The 16488-nt window shown below is 71.8% G+C and carries 12 protein-coding genes; 6 read left to right on the top strand and 6 right to left on the bottom strand.

The window, feature by feature from the left end; genetic code table 11:
• Positions 1-29 precede the first annotated feature (29 nt).
• Genes KRR26_RS00925 through KRR26_RS00935 form a run of 3 tightly spaced genes read left to right on the top strand, consistent with a single transcriptional unit; the run spans position 30 to position 2898 of the window.
• Positions 30-1484 (top strand): anthranilate synthase component I family protein, encoded by a 1455-nt coding sequence (locus KRR26_RS00925; RefSeq protein WP_217078903.1) that lies wholly within the window; start codon positions 30-32, stop codon positions 1482-1484.
• On the top strand, positions 1481-2065 hold the full coding sequence (locus tag KRR26_RS00930) for an anthranilate synthase component II (protein ID WP_120205280.1): 585 nt from the start codon (positions 1481-1483) through the stop codon (positions 2063-2065). The genes KRR26_RS00925 and KRR26_RS00930 overlap by 4 nt, the downstream gene beginning before the upstream one ends.
• Positions 2066-2073: 8 nt before the next feature.
• Entirely contained in the window at positions 2074-2898 is an 825-nt protein-coding gene (locus tag KRR26_RS00935) for an aminotransferase class IV (RefSeq protein WP_217078904.1), read from the top strand.
• Between the two features lie 6 nt (positions 2899-2904).
• Here KRR26_RS00935 and KRR26_RS00940 read toward each other — a convergent pair whose 3' ends face one another.
• Positions 2905-3450, bottom strand: coding sequence for a hypothetical protein (locus tag KRR26_RS00940; protein ID WP_120205277.1), 546 nt, complete (start codon positions 3448-3450; stop codon positions 2905-2907).
• A 239-nt stretch (positions 3451-3689) separates the two neighbouring features.
• On the opposite strand from KRR26_RS00940, the gene KRR26_RS00945 reads away from it, so the two are divergent.
• Both KRR26_RS00945 and KRR26_RS00950 read left to right on the top strand, forming a co-directional pair.
• A complete protein-coding gene (locus KRR26_RS00945; protein WP_217078905.1) occupies positions 3690-4100 on the top strand; it encodes a hypothetical protein in 411 nt (136 codons plus the stop codon).
• A gap of 187 nt (positions 4101-4287) precedes the next feature.
• Positions 4288-7092, top strand: a complete 2805-nt coding sequence (locus tag KRR26_RS00950; RefSeq protein ID WP_217078906.1) for a GAF domain-containing protein — start codon at positions 4288-4290, stop codon at positions 7090-7092.
• Here the strand turns inward: KRR26_RS00950 and KRR26_RS00955 are convergent.
• Together KRR26_RS00955 and KRR26_RS00960 are read right to left on the bottom strand one after the other, a co-directional pair.
• On the bottom strand, positions 7071-8990 hold the full coding sequence (locus KRR26_RS00955) for a 2,3-oxidosqualene cyclase (RefSeq protein WP_328707036.1): 1920 nt from the start codon (positions 8988-8990) through the stop codon (positions 7071-7073). The two genes, KRR26_RS00950 and KRR26_RS00955, sit on opposite strands and share 22 nt — an antisense overlap.
• A complete protein-coding gene (locus KRR26_RS00960; RefSeq protein ID WP_217078908.1) occupies positions 8987-10030 on the bottom strand; it encodes a phytoene/squalene synthase family protein in 1044 nt (347 codons plus the stop codon). Before KRR26_RS00960 ends, KRR26_RS00955 begins: the two co-directional genes overlap by 4 nt.
• Before the next feature lie 71 nt (positions 10031-10101).
• On the opposite strand from KRR26_RS00960, the gene KRR26_RS00965 reads away from it, so the two are divergent.
• Positions 10102-11511: an FAD-dependent monooxygenase gene (locus tag KRR26_RS00965; protein ID WP_120205268.1), complete on the top strand. Its 1410-nt coding sequence runs from the start codon at positions 10102-10104 to the stop codon at positions 11509-11511.
• Here KRR26_RS00965 and KRR26_RS00970 read toward each other — a convergent pair.
• Genes KRR26_RS00970 through KRR26_RS00980 form a run of 3 tightly spaced genes read right to left on the bottom strand, consistent with a single transcriptional unit; the run spans position 11451 to position 16247 of the window.
• Positions 11451-12653 (bottom strand): glycosyltransferase, encoded by a 1203-nt coding sequence (locus KRR26_RS00970; RefSeq protein WP_217078909.1) that lies wholly within the window; start codon positions 12651-12653, stop codon positions 11451-11453. The genes KRR26_RS00965 and KRR26_RS00970 overlap by 61 nt on opposite strands.
• Position 12654: 1 nt before the next feature.
• Complete coding sequence (locus tag KRR26_RS00975; RefSeq protein ID WP_233576823.1) at positions 12655-14907, bottom strand: MMPL family transporter; 2253 nt, start codon at positions 14905-14907, stop codon at positions 12655-12657.
• On the bottom strand, positions 14904-16247 hold the full coding sequence (locus KRR26_RS00980; RefSeq protein ID WP_120205265.1) for a hydroxymethylglutaryl-CoA reductase, degradative: 1344 nt from the start codon (positions 16245-16247) through the stop codon (positions 14904-14906). The genes KRR26_RS00975 and KRR26_RS00980 overlap by 4 nt, the downstream gene beginning before the upstream one ends.
• Positions 16248-16488 lie beyond the last annotated feature (241 nt).

Raw genomic sequence — 16488 nt, forward strand, 5'->3', positions numbered from 1 at the left:
CGCGTCTTCCTGCTAGGACACGCCCCCGCATGGATGCCCTGCCTCACCCCGTGCCCACGCTGGACCGCGAGCGCTTCGAGGCGCTCGTGCGTCAGGGCTACTCGCAGGTTCCCCTCGTTCGCCGGCTCGAGTCCGTCGTCGCGCGCCCCGTGGACCTCTTGCGCGCCCTGCCCACCGAGGGGCGATTCCTCCTGGAGAGCACCCGCGTCAGCGAAGAGGGACGCTATTCGTTCCTCGGCGCAAGACCGTTCCTTCGCTTCACCGCGAAGGGCGCGCGGTGCCACATCGACGGCGCCGAGCAATCGGGCTCACCGCTCGACGTCCTCGGGGCGCTGCTGCGGCGATGGAGCGCCCCACGCCTGCTGGGCATGCCGCTCTTCTGTGGCGGCGCGGTGGGCGTCTTCGCCTACGAGGCGAACCACTACTTCGAGCGCCTGCCTCGACACCCGGGCGATGACCTGGGGATCCCCGACATCGCCCTGCACTTCGTGGACACGTTCCTCGTGGTGGACCATGTCGAGGGCGCGGTGCTGGCCGTGGCCACGGGCAACGACCACGACGACTGCGCGCGACGGCTGGATGAACTGGAGCGAAGCGCCCGACAGGCCGTGCCCACGGCCGCGCCACCCGCACCGCCCGCGGATACGCCGCCCGTGGCGTGGCGCTCCAACTTCACGCAGCCGGACTACCTGCGCGCGGTGGAGCGTGTGCGTGAGTACATCCTCGCGGGGGACACGTATCAGGTGAACCTCTCGCAGCGACTGGAGGTGGACTTCACGGGCGAGCCGCTCGCGCTCTACGACTGCCTCTGCGCCACCAGCCCCGTCCACTTCGCCAGCTACTTCGAGTTCGATGGCTTCCAAGTGGTGAGCGCGTCCCCCGAGCGGCTGGTGCGAGTGGAAGGCGGCTGGGCCACCACCCGCCCCATCGCCGGCACACGGCGCCGAGGCACGCCTGAAGAAGAAGCGCGCTTCGTCCACGAACTGCGCACCAGCGAGAAGGAACAGGCCGAGCACGCCATGCTCGTGGACCTGGAGCGCAATGACCTGGGCCGCGTGTGCGCGCATGGCACGGTGGCGGTGACGCGGCTGATGGAGATCATCGAGTACGCCCACGTCCTGCACATCGAATCCGAGGTGAAGGGCCAGCTCGCCCCAGGCGTGGAGCCGCTCGACGTGGTGGGCGCGCTGTTCCCGGGCGGCACCATCACGGGCGTCCCGAAGATTCGCACCATGCAGATCATCACCGAGCTGGAGCCCGCGCCCCGCGGCCTCTACACGGGCTCGCTGGGCTACTTCAGCTTCGCTGGGGGCCTGGACCTGAACATCGTCATCCGCACCCTGTGGGTGAAGGACGGGCGCGCCTACACGCAGGTGGGCGGCGGCATCGTCCACGACTCGGAGCCCCGCCAGGAATACAAGGAGACGCTCAACAAGGCGCGCTCACAGCTCCTCGCCCTGGCGGCGTGTGGAGGGGCGCGGTGATTCTCCTCGTCGACAACTTCGACTCGTTCACCTTCAACCTCGTGCAGGCCTTCGGTGCGCTGGGCGCGGAGCTGCTCGTGAGGCGCAACGACGCGCTCACGGTCGCGGACGTGGAGGCGCTGCGCCCGAGTCACCTCGTCATCTCACCCGGGCCATGCACACCGAATGAAGCGGGGGTGTCGCTCGCGCTCATCCGAGCGTTCGCCGGACGCATCCCGTTGCTCGGTGTCTGCCTGGGTCATCAGTGCCTGGGACAGGTGTTCGGCGCGAAGGTGGTGCGTGCTCCCGTGCCCGTGCATGGAAAGACGGCCGCGGTCGAGCACGCGGGCCAGGGCGTCTTCGAGGGGCTCCCCGTCCCCTTCCGCGCCGCCCGTTATCACTCGCTGGTCGTCGAGCGAGCCTCGCTGCCCGAGGGCCTGGAGGTCACCGCGTGGCACGGCGACCTCATCATGGGTCTGCGACACCGCGAGCTGCCGCGCGTGGAGGGCGTGCAGTTCCATCCCGAGTCCTTCCTCACGCCCGAGGGCCCTCGGCTCCTGGCCAACTTCCTGGAGCCGGGGCGCGGACGCCGCCCCGCGTGACACGCGCCATGCTTTCCACCGTCGCCGTCAACGGCGAGCTTCGACGCTGGGAGGACCTGCGCCTCCAGGACTTCTCGCAGGGCTACTTCTTCGGCGCGGGCTTCTTCACCACCCTCCGCATCGAGGCGGGCGCGCCGCTGTTCCTCACGCGCCACCTGGACCGCTTGAAGGCGAGCCTCGCGGCCCATCCCCGCGCCGTGCGCGCCCCTCCCTCCGAGCAGCTCGACCCCAGCACCGTGCGCGACGTCTTGCGGCGCTGCCTGGCCACGGACGCCGCGCTCGGCACGGGCTTCGATGGCGTGGCCAAGTTGGCGGTGAGCGACGGCCACGCGCTGCTCACCTTTCGCCCTCACGCGGCGGACTTCGCGACACTCCAGCGGGAAGGGCGCGCCGTGGACGCAGTCGAGCCCGGTGCATACCGACACGGGGAGGTGTCCGTGAACCACAAGGGCCTCTCGTACTTCCGACAGTACGCGCACCTGCCCCGGCAGCCGCTGCTGTGCAACGAGGCGGCCCAGGTCTGCGAGCTGCCCACCGCGAACCTCTTCTTCCACCTGGACGGCGCGCTCGTCACGCCCCCGGTCGACGCACCGTGCCTGCCCGGCATCGCCCGAGCGGTGCTGCTCGACGCGGGCCACGTGGCGGGGCTGCCCGTGCGAGAGGAGGAGGTTCCGCTCGCGCGGCTCGCGCGGGCGCGCGCGGCCTTCTCTACCAACGCCGTGGCGCTGGCCGTGGGCATCTCCCACCTGCTGGACCGCGCGCTGCCGGAGAGCGCCTCGCTGGCCGCGCACGCCCGGGCCTTGCTCTCCGCCCAGGCGAGCCGCGAGCCCTGACGCACGCTAGTGGCCGGAGGCACCGCCGCTGCCCTCCTCGGGCGGCGTGCCGGTGCTCGGCACCGCGGGGCTGGTCCCGATTCCCTTGTTCGCCTTCCACACCTGGGGCGACGGGTCGAAGCGCGCGCCATAGTTGCGCGGGGAGGGCAGCCCACTGGCCGCGCCCTGCACGGCTCCGGCGCCCCCGGTGCCGACCTCCACGCAGCCCTCTTGAATCACCGCGCCGCGCGAACTCAGGCGCGCGTTGCCCTCGCGCTGCGTGGCGCCGCCCGTGTCGTAGTACTCGCCGTAGCCCTCGTAGAAGTTGAGGCCGTGGGCGCGCAGCATGGACTGCGTGCGCGGCTCCTCCACGGGGTCCCAGGACTTCTCCTCGCTGGAGCCCTCGCCGTTCGCCACGGCCTCGGCGGACGCGGTGTCCGGGGGCGGAATGCCCTGGCCAGCCTTGGCTTCCGCCTCGGCGTCCGCATGGCTTCTCGCCCGCTCCGATGGGGACTGATGGGCACAGGCGGACAAGGCGAGCACAGCGAGCGCGGGCAGCAGGGAAGGCTTCATGAGTGCGGCTCCTGAAGTGTTTTCTTCCCATCAAGGTGGAGAGCCGGCCGCCTCGGGGACAACCGTCGGGCGTCCCACCGAGCGGCGCCCGCGCCGTCGCAGGTGGCCCGAGCGGGCACCCGGGCCCGCGCCCTGAAACCCCCGACCGGGAGTGCGCGCGCGTGGGGATTGAATCTCCGCCGCCCCGCCGCGTCAGAATGCCCAAGACGCAACACGATGCGGTTCATCAGGAGGCAGTCATGAACGGATGGATGAAGCGGGTCTCGGTGGTCTTCGCCCTCGCAGCCAGCACCCCGGTCTTCGCGCAGCCGGGCGTCCATGATGCCTCCGCCATCGGCACCCGTGACACGAACTCCCAGCGGGAGCGCGAGCGCATCGCCCGCGAGAACCACGAGCGCGCCGAGCGCGAGCGCGTCGCCCGGGAGCGCGCCGAGCGCGACCGCCGCGAGCGGATGGAGCGGGAGCGGGCCGATCGGGAGCGCGAGCGCCTCGCCCGCCGGGAGTACGAGCGCCGGGAGCGCGAGCGCCGGGAGCAGGAGCGCCGCGAGCAGGAGCGCCGCGAACGGGCCGAGCGAGAGCGCCGCGAGCGGGAGCGCCTGGCCCAGTTGGAGCGCGAGCGGTGGGAGCGCAACCACCACGGTCACCACTAAGCGATTGAGCAGGTCGTGAGCCTCCGGGGCTCGCTCGAACTCCGCGCCCAGGCGCGCGAGCGAGCGGGCCCCGCGCCGTTTCCCCTGCCCGAGTTCCGTGCGGCCCCGAGCGCGCCTCCGCGCACAGCCCCTACATTGTGGGCAGGAGCCCTCCGCAGTCTCCGGTGAGGGCTCGCGCGGAGGTGGAATGGACGAGGAAAGCCAGGCCCTCCCCAACGAGCGGGAGCGAATGCTCCACCGCCAGGCCGTCCTCTTGGAGCAATCCATCCTGCTCGAGCTGGCCGCCGCGCGGACCTCGGACTTCGAGGCCAGCCTGCGCCAGATTCTCCAGAGCGACGCGGAGCTGCTGGGCGTCGACCGGGTGAGCTACTGGACCTTCGAGCAGGACTCCCGCGCGCTCCTCTGCCGTCTCCTGTACGTGCGCGGCCAGGGCGCGTCCGAGCCCGGCATCCGACTGCTGGCGAGCGAATACCCCCACTACTTCGAGGCGCTCGCGCAGGCCCCCTTCATCGCGTCCTCGGACGCGCAGGTGGATCCGCGCACGCGGGAGTTCAGCGCCAGCTACCTGCGGCCCCTCGGCATCAGGGCCATGATGGATGTCCCAGTCTGGGTCCAGGGCCGGCTGGGAGGCGTCGTCTGTCACGAGCACCAGGGCACCCAGCGCATCTGGACCTTGGAGGAGCAGTCCCTCGCGCGTTCCATCGGGCACCTGGTGTCCATGGCCCTGGAGTCCACCGAGCGGCACCGGGCCGAGGACTCCTTGAGGCAGAGCGAGGAGCACTTCCGCCTGCTCGTCGACGGCGTGAAGGACTACGCGCTCGTGATGTTGGATCCGGACGGGCAGGTGGTGAGCTGGAACGCGGGAGCCGAGCGCATCACCGGCTATGGCGCGCAAGAAGCGCTGACGAAGCACTACACGGACTTCCAGACGAAGGAGAGCGTGGAGCGCGGTTGGCCCCAGCTCCAGCTCCTGGGCGCGTCCGAGGCGGGCCGGGTGGAAGTCGAAGGCTGGCGCGTTCGCAAGGACGGCTCGCGCTTCTGGGCGAACGTCGTGCTCACCTCGCTGCGCGCGCCCGACGGACGGCTGCGCGGCTTCGCCGAGGTGAGCCGCGACCTGACCGAGCAGAAATGGGCCGAGCATCAGCGCGGCCTGCTCGTGGAGGCGAGCGCCTCCGAGCAACGCCAGCGCCTGTTGTCGGAGGTGAGCTCGGCGCTCGTGTCCTCGTTGGATGTCTCCGCGGCGCTCGCGGCGCTCGCGCATCGCGTGGTGCCGCTCCTGGCGGACGCGTGCATCCTCCACCTGGAACATGAGGGCGGGCTGAAGCTCGCCGCGTGTGAGCAGGGCTTCGGCGCGATGGAGGTCGACGTGTGCCGCCTCTTGAGCGGCCCCACCCCAGCGCTCGAACCACCTCCCGCGTTGCTCCAGGTGCTGCGCACCGGCAAGGCGCGTCGCATCCGTCACCTGGGGCGGCTCATGCATCGGCTTGGACCGCGCATCGCCAGGCCCGGGTCCACGCTCGCGTCCCTGGAGCCGTTCTCGGTGATGATGGCGCCCCTGCTCGCCCGCGGACGCGTGCTGGGGACGCTCACCTTGCTGAGGAACGCGCCCGCGTATCCGTACTCGCGCGCGGAGCTGCTGCTGGCCGAGGAACTGGCGCGTCGATCCGCCTACGCCGTGGACAACGGGCGGCTCTACGAGGAGCTGCGCCGCGCCGAGCAGTCACAGCGACTGCTCGACGAGGCGAGCAAGACCTTGGCGGAGTCACTCGACTACGAGACGACGCTGTCGCGCGTCGCGCACCTGGGCATCCCGCAGATGGCGGACTGGTGCGTGGTGGACGTGCTGGAGGAGTCCGGCACACCGCGGCGCATCGCGCTCGCGCACGCGGACCCCTCCAAGCTGGCGATGCTCCAGGAACTCCAGGACCGGTATCCCGCGCGGCGGGACTCCCATCCGCCCGCGGCCCGCGTGCTCCGCACGGGCGTCTCGGAGATCTTCCCCACCATCACCGACGAGCGGCTGAAGGCCGTCGCGTCGGATGCGCACCACGAGCACCTCCTCCGGGAGCTGGGGACCCGCACCGCCATCGCCGTGCCGCTGCGTGCGCGGGGCCGGATCCTCGGCGCCATCACGTTCGCCTCGGGCGCAGGGCGCGTCTACGGCCCCGCCGACCTCCAGCTCGCGGAGCAGCTCGCCCATCGCACCTCGATGGCCATCGACAATGCACGCCTGTATCAGCGCGCCCGCGTCGCCATCGACTCGCGGGATGAGTTCCTCTCCATCGCCTCGCATGAGCTGCGCACGCCCGTCACCACGCTGCATCTCCAGCTCCAGACGATTCAACGCATGGGTCGGGCAAGACAGGACCTGGAGCTGACGCGCCGGGTGGATGTGGCGGTGAAGCAGATGCACCGGCTCGACAAGCTGATTGATGGATTGCTCGACGTGTCGCGCATCACCGCCGGCAAGCTCCACTTCGACCTGGAGCCGTTGGACCTCTCCGAGCTCGCGGCCGAGGTGGTGGAGCAGTTCCAAGTCGAGGCCCACCGCGCGGGCTGCGAGCTGCGCCTCCACGCCGACGAGCCGGTGACGGGCCTGTATGACCGCCTGCGGCTGGAGCAGGTCCTGGCCAACCTGCTGTCCAACGCCTTCAAGTACGCGCGAGGCAAGCCCGTGCAGGTGACGGTGCGGTCCGCGCCCGGCGACCTCGCCCTGCTCACCGTCGAGGACCAGGGCATCGGCATCTCGGAGGCGGACGCGACGCGCATCTTCAGTCGCTTCGAGCGAGCCGTCTCGCCTCGTCACTATGGCGGCTTGGGCCTGGGCCTCTTCATCACCCAAAGCATCGTGCAGGCCCACGGCGGCACCATCCACGTCACGAGCCGCCCCGGAGAAGGCTCGCGCTTCACCGTCTGCCTGCCACGTCGACCCGAGACCGCGCGCGCGTTGGACGGCGCCGTGTCCTCGGCTCAGGAAGCCTCTCCCCCGTGAGGGTCCGCGAGCCCCAGCGCCCACAGCGGGAAGATGCGCAGATAGGCGTCGTAGTGGATGGCACAGGTGCGGTTGAACACGCCCGCGAGCGGCTCGCTCGGCCACCGGCCATCAGCGCCCTGCCAGCCTCGCAGCCACGCCACGCCTCGCCGCGCGGACTCGGATGCGCCATCCCCCGTGGCCACCAGGGACAGCAGCGCCCACGACGTCGTCACCGCGTGGCCCGTGGCGCCCTCCACCCACCTCCGCTCCCGGCAGCTCTGGATGGTCTCGCTCCAGGCGCCGTCTGCCCGCTGACGCGCGCACAGGAAGGCCGAGGCGCGCCGCAGCGCGGGGTCATCCTGGGGAGCTCCCGCGGCCACCAGCCCCGTGACTCCGAACCACGTGCCGTAGCTGAAGCACACGCCCCACGCGCCTTCCCAGCTCCCATCGGCGCGCTGGGTGCGCCGCAGGAAGTCCACGCCCCGCGCGATGGCACGGTCCACCGCGGCGCTGGGCGCGACCTGGCGCCACGCCACCAGCGCCTGCACGCAGGCCGAGGTGCACTCGACATAGCTGGTGTCCACCATGATCCCGGCGAACACGTCCGAGGGATTGAGGCGCTCCAGCCACCGCGGCCCGCGCTGCGGCTCGTACGTGGCCCAGCCGCCGTCCCGGTTCTGCAGCGAGAGGATGAACTCCACCGCGTGCCCCAACCGCTCACGTGACACGCGGTTGAGCCCCAGGGGCTCCAGCAGGAGGCACGCCTTCACGCCCTCCGCCGTGCAGTCGCTGATGGGCCAGCCATGCGCGCGCGTGCTGAAGGGCCAGCCGCCTCGGCTGGGGTGGCGATGGAAGCGCGCCGCGCGAGGCGAGTCCTCCAACACCTGCTGCGCCTCCAGGAAGTCGGCCGCGCGCGCCAGCGTCTCGCGCGCGGCCTCCGCCTGCCCAGACGCCACCAGCGCTTGCACGGCGAAGGCGGTGTCCCAGAGCTGCGAGGAGTTGTAGCCGTTGACCTTCACCCCGTCGTCGGAGCGCTGGAGGTAATCCGGCAGTCGCGCCAGATGCGCTTGGACCTCTGGGCCCTCGGGCCGCGCCAGGTGCCACACCGCCGCATGGAGCACCTTGTTGATGGGCCCGATGCAGATGAAGTGCGTGGCCTCGTCTTCGCCGCGCATCTGCGCGAGCGACTCCTCCAACGCCCGCGCGCGCAGCCGCTTCGAGTGCACGCGCTCATAGACGCCCAGCACGCGATTCACCGCGCGCAGCCAGAAGGTGCGCGGCGTGTACGCGTCCGAAGGCGCCACCCGCTCCCGCGCCGCTTTCCAATCCACGGCCTCGTAGGGCTCGGGGTACAGCTCGCGCCGCAGCTCGGCGAGCAGCGGCGTCTCGGGTGCCCGCGCCCGACGCCCGTACAGCCATCCCATGGGCAGGTACACCATGCGGCAGTGGCACCACAGCCGCGAGGGATGGAACGGGAGCGCGCGCGGCAGGAGCCACAGCTCGGGCGGAACGGGTGCCAGGCCCTCGTACTCATAGAGCCCCAGCAACGCGAGGACGAACTTCCCCCACGAGCCACTGCCCAGCGGCCCGCCCTGGGCGTGCAGCCACGCGCGGGCTCGCACCAGCGCGGGGTCCTCCGCGGGCACGCCCGACAGCCGCGCCGCCACGTAGTTCAGCGCCGTGGTGAAGACGAGGCTGGGCGATTCCACATCGAGGCCCCAGCCACCGTCCGCGTTCTGATGGAGCCGCGCATGCGTGAGCATCCCCTCACGAATGTCCGGCTCCGGCGCACGGCCCATCAAATACAGCGCCGCCACGTACACCGGCCCCAGGAACAGCGGGCCGCCGTAGTCGCCCTTCCAGGAGCCATCCCCCTCCTGGGTCCGAGCGAGCACGTCGCGCGCCCGCCGCGTCACCGCACCGCCTCCTCCCCTCGGGGCGTCCGTGAGCAATCCGCGTACAGCGCTCGCAGCGCGCCATCCGAACCCACTCGCTCCTGCGTGAGCAGCATCACCGTGCGCACCGCGTCCCGGCTGATCTTCACCGGCGCGGGGTCGAACACGGCGGGATTGCCCTCCAGCGCGTTGAGCGTCAGCGCCGCGAAGAAGAGCGGGTAGAGACAGAACAGCCGAAGGCCCGGCTCCTCCACCGGCAGCGCCAGCGAGTACTCCATCGCCGCGTCCAGTTCGCGCCGCGCCACCGCCACCAGCTCCTCCATCATCGCCACCGCCCGCGCGCGCTGGCCGGGCTGCGCGAGCGTGGCGGGCTCCAGGCCGTGCGCGGCCATGCGGTCCCGCGGCAACCAGCAGTAGCCCCGGTCCAGGTCCTCGCGCACGTCCTTGAGGATGTTGGTGAGCTGCAGCGCGCGACCGAACGCGGGGGCGCGGGGAATGAGCGTGGACGCGTGCGGCGCGACGCGGGGCGAGTAGTCGATGAAGAGCTCCGTCAACATCTCCCCCACCACCCCCGCCACGTAGTAGCAGTACGTGAACGTCGCCTCGAGGTCAGGCAGCCCGCGGATGCGCCCCGCGCTCCCGTGCTCGCGCTGCATCCGCACCATGCCGTCGGTCATGGTGCGCACGCAGCGCGCGATATGCGGTTGGACCCACGTGGGAAGCGAGGCCAGGGCCTCCAGCACCGTGGGCGTGCCGGCGACCAGCTCCGCCTCCGCGCTCGGCGTCTCGCCTCGCAACGAGGGCCCCGCCCGCTGGACGAAGGAGCGGGCACGGCCTTCCCAGCCCGGCCGCAGGGTCACCAGCTCCGCCAGCGCGGTGAGCAGCTCCCCCTGGAGCGCCCCAGGGGCCTCGTCCTCCAGCGTGTCCGCGATGCGGCACAGCAAGTAGGCCACCGTTACGGCCAGGTCGAGCGGCTCGGGGAGCAAGGGGATGTTGAGCGCGAAGGTGCGGGACACCCGGGGCAGTTGCGTGCGGCAGAACGACTCTCCGGGAACAGTCATGGCTTCCTCCACGCCGTGCGGCGCTCCGCGTCAGTGACTAAGTGTTGTGTGGACAAAAAGGTGGGGGCTTCATGCGGGACGTCGATGCGGTGATTGCCGGTGGCGGACCCGCGGGCTGCGCGGCGGCTGCGGCAATGGCGGGGCTGGGGCTGTCCGTCATGTTGGTGGACGCGGGCGTGGACCGCCACAAACAACTTGCGGGGGAGCTCTTGCACCCCTCCGGCGTGGAGGATCTCCGCGCGCTGCGCTTCGACGCGGTGGTGGATCACTGGGTGTCGCAGCCCGTCCGAGGCTTCGCCGTCCGCTTCCACGCACCGCGCCATACCGTCCTCCTGCCCTACGGACGCGGCGTCACGGGCCTGTCGCTCGAACACGCCTCGCTCACCGTGCCCCTGCTGGAGTCGGTGGCCTCGCGCCCCGGCGTCACGCTCATCCCCAAGGCCCGCGTCACGGCGGTGGAGCACAATGACGCCACGGGCGTCCACGTGCGCTTCATCCACCAGGGCACCGAGCACACGGTCCGCGCGCGGCTGTTGGTCGCCGCGGACGGCCGAGCCTCGCCCGTGCGGCGCATGCTCGGCATCCCCGAGCGGCTGCACCGCATCTCCACCATGCTGGGCGTCACCGTGGACAGCGACAGCCTGCCCCACCCCGGCTATGGGCACCTCTTCGTGGGCGGCCCCATGCATGCGCTGGCCTACGCCATCCAGCCCGGCGTGGCGCGCGTGATGGTGGACCTGCCCCTGGGCGGCAACGTGAGCACCCTCCAGGCCCGGCCCGAGCTGCTCGGCGCCCTCCCCTTGGAGCTGCGCGCCGAGGTCCTGCGCGCGCTGGAGGCGACACCCGCGCCCCGGCTGGCCTCGAATGATGACCGGCTGTCGGGCACCGTCCGGGTGGGCAGCGCCGTGCTCGTGGGAGACGCCGCCGCGTGCTGCCATCCCCTCACCGCCAGCGGCATGGCCTCGTGTTTCCGCGACGCCCGCGCGCTGCAAGACGCCCTGCGATGCCATGGGACGGACATCCCGCTCGCGCTGGAGGCCTACGCCCGCGCGCGCCGCCCCGCGCAGCGCACCCGCGTGGCGCTCGCGTCCGCGCTCTATGACGCCTTCTCCGGTCAGGACGAGGGCATGCGCGCGTTGCGGCGCGGGCTCGTGCGCTATTGGGAGCACAGCCCTGGCGGCGCGCGGACATCCATGTCCTTGCTGGCCGCCGAGGAGCCCCGCATGCGCGTCATGGCGCGCGAGTACCTCCGCGTGGTCGGCCATGCCCTCACGAGCCTGGCCTCGCCCCGACAGCGGAGCATGCCGCTGCGCTCGGCCGCGCCGCTGCTGCGCTCGGCCGGACCGCCGTTGAAGACCGCCATGGAGAGCGCGGTGGAGCAGATGGGAGCGTGGTGGCATCGCTGCGTCCAACGTCCTGTCTACTGGCTGGCCAAGGCGGGGCGCGCGGTGCCCAATCGCGCGTTCGCGTCCAGTCGATAACCGCGTCCGCGCCAGTCCACTTCGCGCGACAGCCGCGCGGACAGCGCCACCCCCGCGCCCAGGAGCGGCAGCACCGCGGGCACCCACAGGTGGCGCGGCGCCACCGGCGGCCCGTGACACGCGCGCTGCAACCGCACCTGGCTCCACACGGAGAAGCCGATGGGCAGCGTCGCCAGCGCCGCCATGCTCCACGCGCGCCGGGACATCGCCACCGCCAGGCTCCCCCAGGCGAGCCACACCGAGACACCCCGCGCCCAGTTGGGACGGGCGAAGGACCAGGGCAGGCCGCTCTGCGAGAAGAGAATCCACCGACGGAAGATGCGCAGGAACGCGCGCAGGCCCAGGCGTCCCGTGACGATGCGCAGCGGCGCATGCACCACGCGGTTCTTCCAACCGGCCTCGTGCAGGCGGCGCCCCAGGTACATGTCGTCCACGAACTGACCCGCGGCGCAGCCCACGCCCCCAATGGCGTCCAGCGCCTCACGGCGGAACACCATCATCTGGCCCATGATGAAGGGCAGCGAGCCATCCGGCCCCGACGCGCACGCGACGGAGGCGCCGTACCACGCGTTCACCAGCAGCCCGTAGCCCACGTCTCCCGCCAGCGGCTCCTCGGACGCGGCGTACACGGGCGCGAACGTGGCGCCGGTGCGCTCATCCTCCAGGAGCGCGCCCACCAACGCGGTGAGCACATGGGGCGCTGGCCGCGTGTCCGAGTCACTGAACGCCACGAGCGTGCCGCGCGCCCGAGCCATGCCCACCTGCATCGCGTTGAGCTTGCCCGTCAGGCCCTCGGGGGGCTCGCCCGCGACGATGAGCTCCACGCGCCTTGCCCGCGTGGGGTGCGAGCGCAGGGCCTCGCGCGTCGGCGCGAACGCCGGGTCATCCTCGCTGTCGAAGACGAAGAGCACCTCCCACTCACCGGGATAGTCCAGGTCGAGCAGCGCCCGCACGTTCTCGGGCGCCTCCACGTCCAGGCCCCGGATAGGGCGGATGAGGGTGACGGACGGCGGCTCGAACGGCTTCGCGGAGAGGGCCGGGCGCCTGCGCAGCCCCGCCATCAATCCCCGGTGTCCCTGCAGCAGCACGCCCAGCGCCGCCGCCCCCGCCAGCCCCCACACGATGTCGCGCGCTCTCACCACCTCACCCCCTGCTCCCCGAGTCCCGCGCCCCCGGCCGCCCCGAATGGCCGGGCCCCCACCAGTTGAAGTCGCCCATCAGCCGCATCATCGAGGGGACGATGAGCACTCGCACCAGCGTGGCATCCAGCGCCACCGCGATGGCCATGCCCACGCCCATCGCCTTCACCACCACCACCGTCGCCAGCGAGAAGGCCGCGAACACCGCGACCATGATGGCCGCCGCGCTGGTGATGAGCCCGCCCGTGCGCTCCAGGCCCTCGGCCACCGCGTGGGTGTTGTCGCCCGTGCGCAGCCACTCCTCGCGGATGCGGCTGAGGAGCAGCACCTCGTAGTCCATCGACAGGCCGAACAGCGCGCAGAACAACAGGATGGGCAGCGAGGGCTCGATGGGGCCGGGCTCGAAGCGCAAGAGCCGCTGCAGGTGTCCCTCTTGGAATATCCACACCAGCGCGCCGAAGGAACCGCACAGCGACAGCAGGTTCATCAGCAGCGCCTTCAGGGGCAGCACCACCGAGCGCAGGAGGATGAAGAGGACCACGCACGTCATCCCCATCACGAAGGCCACGGCCGCAGGCGTGTGGTGCCGCACGAACGCCGTCGCGTCCACGTCCGTGGCCGTCTGGCCGCCCACCCGCAAGCGCCCATCGCCCACGGTGCGCTCCTCGCGCAGCATGCGCACCAACGCGCGGGCCTCGGGGCTGGTGGGCGGAGCGGACGTCAGCACCTGCATCACCGCCGCGTGGCCGCTCAAATAGGCATCGCGCGCGGCGCGCAACTCCGGCGGCAGGGACTCCGGCGGCGCGGCGGCCAGCTGCTCCAGCCGCGAGCGATCCATCCCCGGCGCGAGGTCCACCGCGCTCTCCACGCCCAACACCCCCGGCAGCGCGGCGATGCGTCGGCTCGCGTCGTACAGCGCGCTGGCTCGCGCGGGCGTGAACGGATTCCCGGAGGGGAACTCCACCACCACCAGCACCCGGGTCGCGGCCTCGCGAGGAAACAGCCGGGCCAGCGTCGCCGCGCCCTGACGCGCGGGCGTGTCCTCGGGCAGCGCGGTGATGTCCGTGGCCGCCAGCTGCAAGCGCCGGAACGGCAGGCCCATGGCGAGCAGCAACACCAGCGTGGGCAGGAGCACCCACCAGGGATGACGCATCACCCAGGTGGCCAGGGCGTGCCAGCCCCCGCCTCGCCCCACGCGGTTCACGAAGGGCAGCCGGCCCAGGTCCACCCGCGGCCCCAGCCACGACAGCAGCGCGGGCAGCGCGGTGAGCGCGAACAGCACCGCGAAGGCCACCACCAACGCGCCGCCCAACCCCATGGCGCTCAGGTACGAGCCTCGGAAGAACAAGAGACCGCCCAGCCCCACCGTGACGGCCAGCCCGGAGAACGCCACCGCGCGGCCCGCCGTGTCCAGGGTGCGCGCCAGGGCCCGCTCCGTTGAATGGCCCGCGCCCAGCTCCGCGCGGAAGCGGCTGACGATGAACAGCGAGTAGTCGATGGCCACGCCCAGGCCGATGAGCGACACGACGTTGAGCGTGTACTGCGCCATGTTCGTCACGCGTGACAGAAGCAACACGCCCGCCACGCCGCACAGCACCGCCAGCCCGCCCACCACCAGGGGCAACGCGGCGGCCACCACGGAGCGGAACACCCAGAGCAGCACCACCAGCGCCAGCGGGAAGGAGATGAGCTCGGCGCGCAGCAGGTCATGGGCCAGCAGCGCGTTGAGCGCGTCGAGGAACGCAACCTTGCCGGTGATGGTGGTGCGAAGGCGCGGGTCCTGGAGCGCGGCGCTCACCGCGGGGAACGCGGCGGTGGCCTCACGCTCACCGCCCTTCAAGCGCACCAACGCGAGCACGTCATGCCCCGTGCGCGCCACGAAGCGCGCGCGATAGGCCTCGGGCGCCCCCACGGGCGACACCACGGACTCCACCTCCGGCAGCTTCTCCACGCGCGCGAGCACTTGCGACACCGCGCCCTGGAACGGCGCTGCGTCCGCGCGCCAGTCATCGCGGTGGAAGATGACCGCCAGCGTCTGATCATTCGAGCCCGCGGCGGCCCCCCGTGCGAGCGCCTCGGCCCGCGCGGACTCGACGCCGTCGATGGTGCCGGTGGTGAGGTGACCTCCCAGGCTCAGCACCCAGACGGCCAGGGCGAGGAGCACGCCGCTGCCCACGAGCACCCAGCGGCCATGCCGATGAACGGCCTCGGCCAACCGGGTGAAGAGGGACGGCGCGTCTCCCGCCGGCTCCATCATGGCGCGGCGAGCTCCGGGAACGAGGCGAGAATCTCGCGCGCGGTGTCCACCTTCACGCTGCCGCGCTCCACGAGCAGGCGCGCCACCTTCTCCACGTCCTGGCCGCGAGCGCCCGCCGTGACGGCGACGCAGCGCGCGTGCAGCGCCATGTGGCCCTTCTGGATGCCCACCGAGCCCAGCGCGCGCACCGCCGCGAAGTTCTGCGCCAACCCCACCGACGCGAACACCATGGCCAGCTCACGCACCGACGACACCCGCAGCAGCTTGAGTCCGAGCTGCGCGCCCGGATGGATGCGGATGGGGCCGCCCACCAGCCCCAGCGCCAGCGGCAGCTCGATGCGCCCCACCAGGTGGCCCTGCTCCAGCGTCCAACGCGACAGCGGCCCGTAGCGCCCCATCCGGCAGGCATACGCGTGCGCCCCCGCCTCGATGGCCCGCCAGTCCTGGCCCGTGGCGATGGCCACCGCGTCGATGCCGTTCATCACGCCCTTGTTGTGCGTGGCCGCGCGATAGGGGTCCGCCTCGGCGAAGCGGCTCGCTTGGAGGATGCCCTCGGCGATGGCCTCGCCCGGCAGGTCGAAGTCCGCCAGCGCATCCAACGGAATCCGACACGAGGCGCGCGCCAGCCGTTGATCCGCCAGGTTCGACAGGATGCGCACGAAGACGCGCCCGCCCGTGAGCTGCTCGATGAACGGCGCCACGCCCTCGGCCATGGTGTTGATGAGGTTGGCGCCCATGGCCTCCTGCGTATCCACCAGCAGGTGCACGATGAAGAGCGGCTCGCCCTGCGGCCCCTCGGGCGCGGGCAGGATGCGCACCTGCACGTCGCGCGCGCCGCCGCCCCGCCGCTGCAGCGAGGGGTGGAAGCTGTTGGCCAGCGCGAGCAAGGGCTCACGCGCCGCCAGCACCCGAGCGCGCGCCACCTCGGCCGAGCCGTACCGGGTGAGCTGCACCTGCGCAATCATGGTGGAATCATCCGCCTCGGCGGTGAAGCCGCCCGCCTGGCGCACCACCTTGGCCGCGAACGACACCGCCGCGACCACCGAGGGCTCCTCCACCGCCATGGGCACCAGGTGGTCGCGCCCGTTGACGGTGAGGTTCAGCCCCAACCCCAGCGGCAGGGAGAACACCCCCACCGCGTTCTCAATCATCTGGTTCACCACATCGAAAGAGGAAGCCTCCCACCCGCGCAACACGCGCAGCTCCTCCGGTGAGACATGTCCCCGCCGCGCCAGCTCCCGCCATCGCTCGTCCACGCCGCGGCGATGGAAGCCCGGCAGACGAGAGGACGGAGTGTCCGGAGGGGACTCCGGCAATCCATCGTCCAACACTTCCGACATACATGTCCCCCATCGCTGGGTCCGTGACGCACCTGGGAACTGGTGACGGCGCGCGGGGTTGTGCAGGGGCCGCGTGGGGGTTCGTCACGCCAGGGGTTCGCAAGTCAACGCGGCCCCCCCTCGCATGTGGACACGTGGGCCTTTGCCGTGCTCGCCCGCCAGCCCTCCCGGGCAACCTTCCGGGTCCCCGAGCTGCTCAGGCGCCATCCCTGCATGCGTGCTTCACGCCCCGCGATGAGGT

It is taken from the genome of Citreicoccus inhibens, from assembly GCF_019039035.1.
Classification (GTDB): domain Bacteria; phylum Myxococcota; class Myxococcia; order Myxococcales; family Myxococcaceae; genus Citreicoccus; species Citreicoccus inhibens.